Origin of the sequence: Paenibacillus sp. 37 (assembly GCF_008386395.1) — a bacterium.
Classification (GTDB): domain Bacteria; phylum Bacillota; class Bacilli; order Paenibacillales; family Paenibacillaceae; genus Paenibacillus; species Paenibacillus amylolyticus_B.
In genome coordinates this window covers 464,703-477,078 of the sequence record NZ_CP043761.1, presented here as the reverse complement: position 1 = coordinate 477,078, position 12,376 = coordinate 464,703, and the positions used below count along the sequence as shown (strand labels likewise).

The following is a 12,376-nucleotide window of genomic DNA, read 5'->3' as shown; positions in this document are numbered from 1 at the left end:
TGGATATCGTTGTTAATCCGTGAAGCAGAGGGGAGCTGTACCATGAGTCTCATAGAAGATCGGATTGGACCCAAATATCGAATCGGTGAACATTCATTTACCATTGAACATATGCGCAGACATGATGGGAACGGTATGCCTCAGCCTCACGCTCATCCATTCTACGAACTGTATTACCTGCTTGAAGGTGAACGCGTTTATTCCATGAATGGTCAGATACTGTCTGCCCGCAAGGGTGATTTTATTCTGATTAACCCAAACGATGTACATAGCACCTCCAAAGGAAGTATTCCTGGCTTCGAACGGATTTTAATTGGTTTTTCTCCTGCTTTTGCAACGGGGATGGAGCTTGGCATATGTGGTCTGTTGCCTTTTAATTGTTCAAGACTCCTTCGACTGCCTGAAGCGGAGCAGCCCGAGATGGAGCGTATATTGTGGCAGATGCTGCAAGAATGCAAAGAGCGACGCCCTCACTATGAGATTGCGGTCAGAAGTCTGCTTGCCCAACTTTTGATCCGTATTCATCGGGTGGAGGAGGATATTCGGCAATCATGCCCCGGTCCTTTGCATCCGATGCAGGACAAAATCAGTGAAATCGTTACATATGTGAACAGCAACTACACCCAACCACTTACGCTGGAGGGTGCAGCAAATCGTTTTTATATCAGTCCATCCTATCTGAGCCGAATGTTCAGCCGTTTTACCGGGTTTCGGTTTAGCGAATATTTGCGTGTTGTTCGTGTCCGGGAGGCACAACGAAGATTGCTGTCCACACAAGAGCGTGTCCAGATGATCGCTGAGAAGGTAGGATTTGAGCATACGGCTCATTTTAACAAAACATTCAAACAGGTTACCGGTACAACACCGCTGCGCTATCGCAAGGAACACCGGTAGATCATCAGATAACTTCATATAAAAGCCGAGTGGGTAGCCTCGCTCCAGAGTTTACGTACTCCTTAGTATCAAAAGACATTGCGATTACTGGATCTATGGCTACGCCACTACGGCTGAATTGGACCAACTTGTATAAACCTACTACATACCTTTTACCTGCGAATGATCACGCCACTTCGTACTTCAGGACCCACAGAGATCTGACGACCTTCAGTTTCTGCATCGCCTTCACGACATACAATGCCTGCGGACTCGTGTCCAGTCACCATCAGAAGTCGGCCATCTGCACCTTTGCCCTGAATGCTCTCTAATTCGGCCCCTTTACACTGGTGCAAATGAACCAACGGACCTTCGGTGATCTGCGCCTGCAATTCCGCGATATGCAGATGTTTTGCATGAGCACATTGGATACCACTGCGAGCTTGCACGTTGTAACGCTGGATGATCACCCCATCCAAAGGCAGTTCCGGCAATCCACTCACAAGCAACGCAGTGTCAGCACCGGCACAGACCACATCCGATATTCGAATATCCCGGAACACCGGCGTCTCTTCGCTAATCTCCTGAGACAGATCACTGCCCCGGGCAGACCCTTCCTGATTTGCATAGAAAAAGGAAAACGAGATGGCTTCCATAATGATATCTTTCATATATATGCGCTCAATCTGAATGTCCTCAACCACTCCGCCGCGCCCACGTGCGCTTTTGAAGCGAAGTCCTATGTCCGTGCCGATAAACGTACAATCCGACACACGCACATGCCGCACACCGCCGGACATTTCACTGCCAATTACAAACCCGCCATGACCGTGATACACCGTGCAATCCCGAATGGTGATGTACTCCGATGGCAGACCCAGTTCACGGCCTTCGGCATCCTTGCCTGATTTCAGACAGATCGCATCATCACCGACATCGAATACACTATTCTCCACTACCACATGACGGCAGGATTCAATGTCCAGCCCATCTCCATTCTGAGAAAACCACGGATTCCGCACACTCACGTTACGAATGGTGACATGCTCAGATGCCCAGGGGTGCAGATTCCATGCAGGCGAGTTCTGGAACGTTGGACCGTCCAGCAATACCCGGTTACATCTCCGTAAACTGACCATGTTGGGACGTAAAAAGTCTCTGACTTTTTCATAGGCAGCGACATCACGTACCTGCTCCTCATGCATTCGATTCGCGATAGTGCCGCCCTCAAGTGCAGCTGTGGTAGGCCACCAGATTTCTTCCTCTCCGCCGGATTGCTCTACAACACCACCGGAAGCGACCAATTGGTTCCATTGTGAAGTGGTCATTTTGGAGCGTTTTACCGGACGCCATGCCTCCCCGCCGCCATCCCATATCCCCTCACCAGTAATCGCAATATCCTCCAGTTGATCTCCATCGATCGGGGATTGGCAGCGTACCACCTGCCAGCCTTCGAAGCTTGATGCAATTAATGGGTATTGATCAAAATCTCGGCTAAATGTAACCAGTGCCCCTGCTTCCACATGTAGTTCGATACGGCTGCGCATTACAATCGGACCTGTGAGCCATACCCCGGCAGGAATTACGATTCTTCCACCTCCTGCTTCAGCACACGAAGCGATGGCAAGTCGGAACATCTCCGTATTATCTGTTACGCCGTCTCCAACAGCTCCATAGTCTGTAAGCTGAAAATCCTGAGCAGGAATGACAGGCAAATTGGCTTCATAATCTCGAACATCGGACTGGGCACTTGCTCCTGTCGACATTGGGGAGTGATATGTATTCATCGTGCAGAATCATCCTCTCTACATGTAATGGAATTGTTATGGGATCAATACATTGCTTTTACTTTCCTTACTTGCGTTCAAACGGACGCTCTCTCGCTCCATCATATCAATGGCATGACATGTAGGGTTGAGCTTTCTTGCCATGTACACGTGGAACTTGATGCTATTTGTTTTGTTAATCAGAGTCATAAATCAAACATCACTTTCAGTATACTCTATACAACTATTCCAAAGGTTGGAAAACAACTAGGAGAATAGATTCATTTTTCTGTCAGGATTCGTCACAAGGTATTTAATAACATGACAGATATATAACATATTTTCTGGCTATAGCCCTAGGTAACCTATTACTTATGTCATGTTTTATCACAAACCAATTGCCATAAGCAGGATGACTATGTATGATTAAATAACTAGTTTCAATTTATTCCTTATTCTCCCTTTTACACACAGACGTTGCAGAAAGGATGGGGTGTACTCTTGATTGAATTTAGGGGTGTCCAGAAGCATTTCGGTCATTTTCATGTCCTCAAGGATATCCATCTTCACATTGAAGAAGGAGAAGTCGTCGTCATTATCGGACCTTCCGGCTCCGGCAAAAGCACATTACTCCGCTGTATTAACCGCCTGGAGACCATTACCGAAGGCGAACTTGTTGTCAGTGGGGTCCCTCTACATCAGAAAAAGGTGGACATTAACCTCTTCCGCCGTGACATCGGCATGGTATTTCAACACTTCAATCTTTATCCTCACAAAAAAGTCATCGATAACATTACCCTTGCACCCATGAAGGTGCGCAAACAACCCAAAGAACAGGCAGCCGCAACAGCAATGAAGTATCTGACCCGGGTGGGCATTGCCGACAAAGCAGACAGTTATCCCTCCCAGTTGTCCGGTGGACAGCAACAACGGGTAGCCATCGCCAGAGGACTCGCCATGGAGCCCAAAATCATGCTTTTTGACGAACCTACCTCTGCTCTCGATCCCGAGATGATCGGGGAAGTCCTCGATGTTATGCGTTCCCTTGCCCATAATGGCATGACCATGGTCGTTGTTACCCATGAGATGGGATTCGCCCGCGAAGTTGCGGACCGGGTCATCTTCATGGACGAAGGCCGAATTGTAGAAGAGGCCAACGCTGCTGAATTTTTTGACAACCCCAGAGAAGAACGAGCACAGCAATTCCTGAGCCGTCTGATTCATCATTGAGAATAATCCACTATTCCATTTTGAAAGGGGTCTTTATTCATGAAGAAATTATTGAAATGGCCATCATTTATGCTTGTCCTCATTCTCTCGCTTGTATTGTCCGGTTGCAGTACAGGTGAGGAGAATAGCAGTAGCGGCGGTAGTGGCGGTTCTGGCGGAGATGCCGTAGCCAAAGGAACAATAGAGCAGATTAAGGAACGCGGCAAGCTCATCGCCGGTGTGAAATACGATACGAAGCTGTTTGGCTTGAAAGATCCCGCAAGTGGCAACGTTGAAGGATTCGATATTGATATCGCCAAGGCACTCGCCAAACAGATCCTTGGAGATGAGACAAAGGTCGAGCTGAAAGAGGTCACTTCCAAGACGCGCATTCCCATGCTGCAAAATGGAGACATCGATATCATCATCGCCACAATGACAATTACGGATGAGCGTAAAGAACAGGTGGATTTCAGTGATGTTTATTTTGAAGCAGGCCAATCCCTGCTGGTGAAAAACGACAGTGCGATTACCGGCCTGGAAAGCCTCAGCGGAGTGAAAGTACTCGCGGTGAAAGGCTCCACATCCGCTCAGAACATTCGCGAGAAAGCCCCGGATGCTGAGGTCCTTGAATTCGATAACTATCAGGATGCATTCACTGCTCTCAAAGCAGGTAAAGGCGAAGCGCTGACCACAGATAACATCATCCTCATCGGCATGCAACAGACGGATAACAGTTTCCATTTGGTTGGTGGCAATTTCACAAGTGAACCTTATGGTATGGCCATTCGCAAAGGCGACACCGCCTTCGTGGAAGAAGTCAACAAGCTGCTCAAAAGCATGAAAGACAGCGGGGAATATGACACATTACATGAGAAATGGCTGGGCTCAAAGCCCGAGTAACCCCGATTAATGATGAGCACGCGGCGAATTCGTCTGCTGGATGCGATGCATGAGCAGACGTAATCGCCGTTTCTACATCTGGAGAACGGAGGCTTTGCCTATATGGGCACATTGGATTTCAGCGTACTGATGCGACACTCGGATCGTTTTCTGGAAGGGTTCATGAATACCATTCAAGTGAGCATTATGGCTCTCATTGGCAGCTTTATCCTTGGCGCGATCCTGGCGATCTTTCGGATATCCCCTGTGAAACCGCTGAATTGGATTGGCACGGCTTTTGTGGAATTTATCCGAAACATCCCCTTGCTGTTGGTTGTGTTTTTCTTCTATCTCGGACTGCCTGCACTAGGCATCTCGCTGGATGGATTTGTCTCCGGTACTCTGGGTCTGACCATCTACACCGCCGCTTTCATTGCCGAAGCGATCCGAGCGGGCATTCAGACGGTGCCGCGCGGACAACTGGAAGCAGCAAGGTCTTCCGGCTTGTCCTATGTACAGGCCATGAATCTGATCATTCTGCCCCAGGCCATCAAGATTGTACTGCCGTCCATCGGCAACCAGTTCATCAATTTGGTCAAAAACTCATCTATTCTTGCCGTTGTTGCCGGAATGGATCTTATGTATTTTGCCGACTTGGTTAACTCGGATACGTTCCAGCCGCTAAGTGTGTACACCATTGTTGCCCTGTTCTATCTGGTGCTGACTCTACCACTCAGCTTTCTGGTGCATTATATGGAGCGCAGGTTTGGACAGAGCGATGCAGAGGCTCGCAACACCAAGGGCAAAACGAAGAAGAACAAATCGGCAGGTCAGGTCACCATGTAACAGATTAACTTGTACCAGCGCAGGTTTTTAGGGAAATATATTGGCTTGCCCATGTGGTTTAAATGAGTACTGGATCGTCTGTGTTTTGCTGGCATTGGTGATCATGTCACAGTGCATATTGTAATTCACTGCTACGGTGCTTGAGTTGCTTTGTACACAGTCCATGCCCCATCTATTGATCTTCGATATTCCATTCCTGCATACAGAAGGAGGCTAATAAAATATGGACTTTAGCGGGGCCTATGCGTGGCCCAACCTTCGTTTCCTGCTTCACGGATTCCTGATCACCCTGCAGGTAGCAGGGCTATCCATTGTATTCAGCTTCATACTCGGCACCGTGCTGGGTACGGTCCGGTTTACTCGCATCCCTGTTCTGTCACAGATCGTGGCGGTGATCGTGGATACGATTCGGAATCTGCCGCTGTTGCTCATCATTTTCTTCATTCACATGGTACTTCCACAGCTCGGGATTAAAATGTCCGTCTTCTGGTCCACAGTTGTTGGACTGAGTCTGTTTGAAGGCGCGATGATTGCCGAAATCGTCCGTAGCGGTCTGAAATCCGTTGAGCGCGGTCAGGTGGAAGCTGCCCGTTCTTCCGGCCTGAGCTACATGCAGACCCTCGGTGGCATCATCATGCCACAGGCGCTACGCCGCATGTCCCCGCCGATGGTCAGCCAATTCATCTCACTCCTAAAGGATACTTCACTGGCGATCATCATCTCTCTGCCGGAGCTGATGCACAACGTGCAGATCCTTGGCGGTCAAAGTTTTGATTATATTATCCCGGCCCTGCTGCTCGCAGCCGTATTGTATTTTGTGATCAACTACGCGCTGTCCATTGTCGCAAGACGACTTGAGGCACGCATGAATTGAATGACTGAATGAATGAAACGAGCTTCCCACCGATGTTCTAACGAACCGTGGGAAGCTTATTTAGCCATTTTGAGGACAGTTTCTAATCTAACGAATCGTAGACGCTCTATTCATCCGATTCATCCCGCTATTACGCCGTATTTCAGGTTTTTGAGTAAAATAACTTCACTGAGATTCGTTACATTTTTCATTTCAACTTATAGCCACAAATTAGACGTCTCAGGTTCGTTAAAACTAATGCCATCCGCGAATTAAATAAACATCCACGCCTACTATTAATGATTCATGCCGCTCCCAAGACTAATACTTAGTCCAATCCGCCCAATTTTGCCCACAATCAGCTCATCCGCTAGATCGCCGCTCCGTTGTGACGTAATTCCGCCTGTAGCAGCTCAATTGGCAGTCCCACCGGATCAAGCTTCATCTTCACGGTTAGTGCAGCTGCTGTCCCGGCGGCCTCCCCGGTAGCCATACAGCTTGGCGTCAGCCTTGTCGTTGCATGCGCCTCATGTGTGGTGGAGATGCAGCGTCCTGCCGCCAGCAGATTGCGGATGTTGCGAGAGATCAGACAGCGATACGGAATATCGTACGCCCCATCTCCTTCTATAAAGGCAGCCACAACACCTTGACCCGAAGGGTCATGAATATCAATCGGATAACCGCTTCTGGTAATCACATCCTCGAACTTCCGTCCTGCGACCACATCCGCCTGGGTCAACGCATAATGACCTATAATTCGCCTGGATTCACGGATACCAATCTGAGGTGCTACCGCTGAGATGGAAGCCCGTTCGAATCCAGGCACATCACGTTGCAAAAACTCAGCGATCATCAGTACCTGCTTCCTCCCTTCCTGTTCAGCAGAGGTCAGATCCTCGGCATCCGTCGCATCGAGTCCCTGCACCCGGGTACAATTAATCAGCACTTCATCGTCAGCCGGTCCGGTAAAAAACAGCACTTGGTCGCGATTAATCGGCACACCCGCTTTTTTCCATTGGGAATAGAAGCCGCTCACCCCGGTTAACGGAATACTGTCCAGCTCTGCAAAAGGCGTTTTCACATAGAAATCCTCCGGATGCTCCTGCATGTATTGCTTCACTCGTCCAAGATCCACACCACGCATGCGAAATTTCATGGTCATCGGCTGAGACTGGTTATCGCCATCTCTCCCCTTCGCCACCGAAGCCCCTGCAAGATAAGCCAGATCCGCATCACCGCTTGCATCCACGAATACGTTCGCCTGAAACTCCTTTCGTCCAGACTTGTTTGTCACTCGCACCGCTTTCACCCGATCATCCCCAACGACCACTTCATCCACGAAGCTGTGCAATAACAGCCGGACACCAGCCTCCTGCAACATCTCTGCCGCAACCACCTGAAAGATGGCTGGATGGTACGGTGTGACACTGTGCACAAATCCAACCGTATCACGCAAATGCCCCGGGGAGCCGCCACGCATCTGCAAACGATCCACAATCTCCTGCGCAATGCCTTGAATGACCTGCTCCCCACGTTCCGTATGGAAAGTCATCCAGGGATAAACCATAGCGGCAGTGGACATCCCACCAACGAATCCGTATCGCTCTACCAGGACTGTGCGGACACCCTGTCTTCCAGCGGCAATGGCTGCCGCTATACCCGCTGGACCTCCACCCACGATAACGACATCTGCTTCTTCCTTTTCCATGCTCATCCGTTCACGCAAATGTTGTCCCTCCTTCCGTTCTATTGCACGTATTGCTCGCCTTTGCACGTATTTCATGGCTTACTCTTTCAGTCCCGTCATGGCAACCCCCTCAATGAAGCGCCGTTGTGCCAGGAAAAAGACAATTAACAGCGGCAAGGTCGCCATAACGGTGGCGCTCATCAGATATTGCCAGGCTGTACCCACCTCATCTGTAAAGAGAGATAATCCAAGCGGCAGCGTCATTAGATCACGCGAGTTAATGAAGATCAACGGATCAAAGAACTCATTCCAGATCGTCACAAACGTGAAGATCGTCAGCGTAGCCATACCCGGCTTGGCAATAGGCAGCATAATTCGCGCATATATTCGGAATCGGTTGCAGCCGTCAATCATCGCCGCTTCCTCCAGTTCCGTTGGCACCGTAATGAAGAACTGCCGCATCACAAAGATGCCAAATACACCACCCGCGCCAAAGATGGGCAGTAGTATCAGCGGAAGATGGGTATCAATCCACCCCAGCTGCCGCATGAACAGAAACATCGGAATCGCCGTCACCTCATGGGGAATCATCATGGCACTCAGCAGGATGAGAAATACCACATTACGTCCCTTAAATGGAATTTTGGCGAATGCATAACCGGCGAGAGAAGCAAAAAATACGGTGCCCAGCACAACCAAAGCAGAAATGTAGATACTGTTCCAATAAAAACGGTGAAACGGAATCAATTGGAAGACATCGATGTAGTTCTGAAATCGGAATGATTCCGGTATCCACTGTGGTGGATAGGTGAATATGCTCTGGGGCTCCTTGAATGACGTCGATATCATCCAGATAAATGGCACAATCATGATTAGTGAAATCAGTGTCAGCAGCAAATACGTCCCAAGGGTACTTCCTATCTTCCTCCCCGAAGGACTAGGCATCGCCTTCATTGAATACCCACCTCTTTCGGAGCTGCCATTGCAGCAGCGTCAGGATCAGTACGATGAAGAACAGCACATATGCGAGAGCAGAAGCATAGCCGAACTGGAATAGTTTGAATGCTTTTTCCCAGATATAATAAACCAATACCTTTGTGCTGTTACTCGGCCCACCCTGTGTCATCACATAGATCTGTCCGAATACTTTGAGTGAACCAATCACGGTCATGACCACAGTCAGAAACACCGTTGGTGTAATCATAGGCAGTGTAACGTGAAAGAAGGTTCCCCTTCTGCCCGCACCGTCCAATGTTGCTGCTTCGTACAGTGAACGCGGTACCTGCTGAATGGCTGCAATGAACAGCACCATATTCAGACCTACATTTTTCAGCACACTGGTCACAATCACGGCCGGCATTGCCAAATCCTGATTGTAAAGCCAGGCCGGACCTTTAATGCCCAGCATCAACAGAAGCTGATTAATCAATCCCGACTCTGTCGCATACATCAGCTTCCACACGATGGCCCATACGATCAACGAGGTCATGACCGGAACAAAGATGGCCGTCCGGAAAATTCCGATGCCCCTCAGATTTCTGGATAATAACAAAGCAAGCAGCAGGGCGAGCACAATATTAAGCGGGACCAGCCCCACTGTGAAATAAACTGTATTGGCGAGCACTTTCCAGAACATGGTGTCTGTCATAATATTCCGGTAATTCTCCAGTCCCATAAAATGATGATCACCCAGCAGCGGCCAATCGGTCAGGCTCATGTATAACGCGAGACCCATGGGAAATAACAGCAGCAGGGTAAACCCAAGCACCATCGGCGATACAAACAGCCACCCCGCGATCTGGGCCTCTCTGGCGAGCGGTCCCCTTCTTTTTCGCTTGTGTGGATGGGTCACAATCAGGCCCTCCTTTTAATCATATTTCCTCCGAAGCTGAACTCTGTGACCATTCTATATAAGGTGAACTATACATTTACACAAGAACGTAGAGGACAGAAAAAACCTGAAGAAGCGAAGTGGTCGCCTAAAAGCTTTCTGGAAGAAAGCTGCATCGGAAGCATATGCTTATCCCCGGATTTCTCCCTCTATATAAGGGATTCAAAAAAATCTGGGGATAACAGCGATCGGAAGGTTGTTCTGGCATCGGAGTACATGTGTAAATATCCTTTAGTTCAACTTATATAGTCTGGACAGCTCAGACTGTCCACCGCATTGCGGAACCCGTTCACAGCCCTTCGCAGCTCATCCTCCGTGTTGCCTGTCACAACCGCTCCAAGCATAATCGCTTTGACCCCAGCTTGGCTTAGCACCCGAACATCCTCCGGTACCAGCTTTCGCTGGGAAGGAACCAATACCGGAACCTGGGCTTGCAAGACCAGACGGCGATACTTGAGCACATCCGCGAAGCTGAGAGGTGTACCATATTCTTTTCCAGGTACAATGGATGCCTCCAGAGCAGTGAAGCCGAAGTGAGCTGCCGATGTTACGAGTGAAGTATCATATTCTTCATTGATCGCAAACGTTGGGTCCAGCCCCAAGTCACTCAGCATGAAGGAGGGCAAGTGATGTGCATAGATGGAATAGAAATCAAAACCCAGTCCAGCAAGGCGCTCTACATCCTCCCGTTGTGCTCCATCTATACTGCCGGAAGGTACGACCCCAAGCGGACCACCAAATTCACTGCGGATCGCCCGAAATACCTCGGCATACCTGTCCAATGGGCCAAAATGATTCCCGCTGGCGCGATGACCGACATTATAGTGCACCTTGAGTGCATCAGCCCCCTCTTCCATGGCTGCCCGAGCCAAAGCAAGTTCATTTTCAGGCAGACTGACCACCAGGGACAACGGTTTCCGCTCAAGTAATTCTTTGAATTTGCCCATTATTCTCACCTCCGGTTTCGATCGACTTACTCAGGGTTGCAACACACTTTGGATCTCTTCCTGCATTTGTTTCAGGTTATCCTCAGCTGTCGCCGTCTTGGCAAACAGTCGGTCGAATCCCTGCAATACCGCATTGTCGATATCCTGCCAACGGATATGGCCGGGGATTAAGCGCGCTTTCGGCATTTCATCAATGACGGCCTGCACAATATGCTCTTTGCTCGGGTTATTCGGCTGAAGAATGAATGCATCCGAGTTCAGAACAGAAGTACGAGGAGGCACAAAATAGGTGGCTGTCGCCTGAATCCCCTGCTCACTCGCAAAATACTTCAACAGCTTCTTTGTTTCCTCTGGATGTTTGCTATCGTTGAACATGGCATATCCGGCCTGCCCCAGCATCGGTACACTGCCTTGTGAACCGGATGGCATAGGCGCGATGCTCCATTCAAAATCCGTAATCTCCCTTGCTTTGGAAACATAACTGTAATTATCGAAGAACATGCCCACATTACCCGCATCGAAGCTAACTTGCTCGCCCGCCTTCGGATGTGATTCATCGGTGAACATCATGCGCTCCAGTAATTCAAAGGTCTGTATACCGTAGGCATCGTTCCAGGTGAACTTCGTCATACCTTCATCAAACGGACCGCTTCCATTGGACCAGGAATAGGAGGAGAGCACCGCCCAGGTCTTCCAGTCGCGAAAAAAGTTGGCACCATAGACTCGGTTGGTCGCATCCTTGCTGGTAATGGCTTTGGCGGACTCTTCGAACTGTTCCCATGTCCATTGCCCTTGGGCGGCAAGTGTGTTTGGATCAGTCAGGCCGGCTTGATCGAACAGCGCTTTATTGTAAAACATGACCACCGGAGGTGTAGAAAAAGGTAGCCCCAGCAGCTGGTCTCCATCACGGAACAAATCCAATGTACTTGGAATATAATCATCCAGCTTAAACTGTGCATCATCCTTGAACTCGGATACATCGGCCAGAATGTGGTTGGACTTGAATTGTGGTACCATTCGCTCCGATACCCAGGCGAGATCGGGAAGAGAGCCTCCGGCAGCAAGCACCGAAATTTTTTGTTGGTATTCTGCGAAAGGTACGGATTCCATCGTGACTTTGATGCCTGGATTTTCCTTGGTGAAGCCATCAATCAGCTTGTTGTATACATCCATATGTGCCTGGTTGCCCCACATCATGAACTTCAGCTCCACCTCCCCATTCTCCCCGCCTGCACTGCCAGGTTCACTGCTGGAATTGGCGCTAGTGCACGCGATTGAAGCCACCATCATGAGTACAAGCATCAGTATCAGTCCCGCTTTTTTCATGGAAATCCCCCTTATGGACGTTGTGGTATACAGGTGCAACCAAAGTATATCGAAAGCTTCGTTCCCTCATAAATCACGTCAACTACAGAAATGGTA

Annotated in this window: 12 protein-coding genes; 5 read left to right on the top strand and 7 right to left on the bottom strand. The window is 49.3% G+C overall.

All coding sequences use genetic code 11. The features are described from left to right. Window positions 1-42 precede the first annotated feature (42 nt). Window positions 43-894 carry an AraC family transcriptional regulator gene (locus tag F0220_RS02320; protein ID WP_105601564.1) on the top strand — a complete coding sequence of 284 codons (852 nt, stop codon included), beginning with the start codon at window positions 43-45 and terminating at the stop codon, window positions 892-894. A gap of 152 nt (window positions 895-1,046) precedes the next feature. Here the strand turns inward: F0220_RS02320 and F0220_RS02315 are convergent, their stop codons facing one another. Beyond that, the gene (locus F0220_RS02315; protein ID WP_105601565.1) at window positions 1,047-2,660 is read right to left on the bottom strand and encodes a glycoside hydrolase family 28 protein; all 1,614 of its coding nucleotides are present in this window, start codon (window positions 2,658-2,660) and stop codon (window positions 1,047-1,049) included. Window positions 2,661-3,140: 480 nt separating this feature from the next. Here F0220_RS02315 and F0220_RS02310 point away from each other — a divergent pair, with 480 nt between their 5' ends. The 3 genes from F0220_RS02310 (at window position 3,141) to F0220_RS02300 (ending at window position 5,576) form a co-directional block, all read left to right on the top strand. After that, window positions 3,141-3,869: an amino acid ABC transporter ATP-binding protein gene (locus F0220_RS02310; RefSeq protein ID WP_091018388.1), complete on the top strand. Its 729-nt coding sequence runs from the start codon at window positions 3,141-3,143 to the stop codon at window positions 3,867-3,869. Window positions 3,870-3,908: 39 nt separating this feature from the next. Then, window positions 3,909-4,751, top strand: coding sequence for a transporter substrate-binding domain-containing protein (locus F0220_RS02305; protein WP_091018386.1), 843 nt, complete (start codon window positions 3,909-3,911; stop codon window positions 4,749-4,751). A gap of 102 nt (window positions 4,752-4,853) precedes the next feature. Continuing rightward, on the top strand, window positions 4,854-5,576 hold the full coding sequence (locus F0220_RS02300; RefSeq protein WP_105601567.1) for an amino acid ABC transporter permease: 723 nt from the start codon (window positions 4,854-4,856) through the stop codon (window positions 5,574-5,576). 27 nt (window positions 5,577-5,603) lie between these two features. Here F0220_RS02300 and F0220_RS32365 read toward each other — a convergent pair whose 3' ends face one another. Then, window positions 5,604-5,741 carry a hypothetical protein gene (locus F0220_RS32365; protein ID WP_188310511.1) on the bottom strand — a complete coding sequence of 46 codons (138 nt, stop codon included), beginning with the start codon at window positions 5,739-5,741 and terminating at the stop codon, window positions 5,604-5,606. 58 nt (window positions 5,742-5,799) lie between these two features. Between F0220_RS32365 and F0220_RS02295 the strand changes: the two genes are divergently transcribed. Next, window positions 5,800-6,450 (top strand): amino acid ABC transporter permease, encoded by a 651-nt coding sequence (locus tag F0220_RS02295; RefSeq protein ID WP_105601568.1) that lies wholly within the window; start codon window positions 5,800-5,802, stop codon window positions 6,448-6,450. 349 nt (window positions 6,451-6,799) lie between these two features. Here F0220_RS02295 and F0220_RS02290 read toward each other — a convergent pair whose 3' ends face one another. From F0220_RS02290 to F0220_RS02270, 5 genes are all read right to left on the bottom strand, one after another. Beyond that, window positions 6,800-8,137 (bottom strand): FAD-dependent oxidoreductase, encoded by a 1,338-nt coding sequence (locus F0220_RS02290; RefSeq protein ID WP_105601642.1) that lies wholly within the window; start codon window positions 8,135-8,137, stop codon window positions 6,800-6,802. Window positions 8,138-8,215: 78 nt separating this feature from the next. Next, window positions 8,216-9,070: a carbohydrate ABC transporter permease gene (locus tag F0220_RS02285; RefSeq protein WP_091018381.1), complete on the bottom strand. Its 855-nt coding sequence runs from the start codon at window positions 9,068-9,070 to the stop codon at window positions 8,216-8,218. Beyond that, the gene (locus F0220_RS02280; protein ID WP_105601570.1) at window positions 9,054-9,968 is read right to left on the bottom strand and encodes a carbohydrate ABC transporter permease; all 915 of its coding nucleotides are present in this window, start codon (window positions 9,966-9,968) and stop codon (window positions 9,054-9,056) included. Before F0220_RS02280 ends, F0220_RS02285 begins: the two co-directional genes overlap by 17 nt. A gap of 275 nt (window positions 9,969-10,243) precedes the next feature. After that, a complete protein-coding gene (locus tag F0220_RS02275) occupies window positions 10,244-10,954 on the bottom strand; it encodes a beta/alpha barrel domain-containing protein (protein ID WP_091018378.1) in 711 nt (236 codons plus the stop codon). A 30-nt stretch (window positions 10,955-10,984) separates the two neighbouring features. Beyond that, the gene (locus F0220_RS02270; RefSeq protein ID WP_105601572.1) at window positions 10,985-12,280 is read right to left on the bottom strand and encodes an ABC transporter substrate-binding protein; all 1,296 of its coding nucleotides are present in this window, start codon (window positions 12,278-12,280) and stop codon (window positions 10,985-10,987) included. Between the last annotated feature and the right edge of the window lie 96 nt (window positions 12,281-12,376).

Bases quoted from the DNA above. Each gene is read 5' to 3' on its own strand.
- F0220_RS02320 (WP_105601564.1), top strand. From the start codon at position 43: ATGAGTCTCATAGAAGATCGGATTGGACCCAAATATCGAATCGGTGAA.
- F0220_RS02315 (WP_105601565.1), bottom strand. From the start codon at position 2,660: ATGAATACATATCACTCCCCAATGTCGACAGGAGCAAGTGCCCAGTCC.
- F0220_RS02305 (WP_091018386.1), top strand. From the start codon at position 3,909: ATGAAGAAATTATTGAAATGGCCATCATTTATGCTTGTCCTCATTCTC.
- F0220_RS02300 (WP_105601567.1), top strand. From the start codon at position 4,854: ATGGGCACATTGGATTTCAGCGTACTGATGCGACACTCGGATCGTTTT.
- F0220_RS32365 (WP_188310511.1), bottom strand. From the start codon at position 5,741: ATGGACTGTGTACAAAGCAACTCAAGCACCGTAGCAGTGAATTACAAT.
- F0220_RS02295 (WP_105601568.1), top strand. From the start codon at position 5,800: ATGGACTTTAGCGGGGCCTATGCGTGGCCCAACCTTCGTTTCCTGCTT.
- F0220_RS02290 (WP_105601642.1), bottom strand. From the start codon at position 8,137: ATGGAAAAGGAAGAAGCAGATGTCGTTATCGTGGGTGGAGGTCCAGCG.
- F0220_RS02285 (WP_091018381.1), bottom strand. From the start codon at position 9,070: ATGAAGGCGATGCCTAGTCCTTCGGGGAGGAAGATAGGAAGTACCCTT.
- F0220_RS02275 (WP_091018378.1), bottom strand. From the start codon at position 10,954: ATGGGCAAATTCAAAGAATTACTTGAGCGGAAACCGTTGTCCCTGGTG.
- F0220_RS02270 (WP_105601572.1), bottom strand. From the start codon at position 12,280: ATGAAAAAAGCGGGACTGATACTGATGCTTGTACTCATGATGGTGGCT.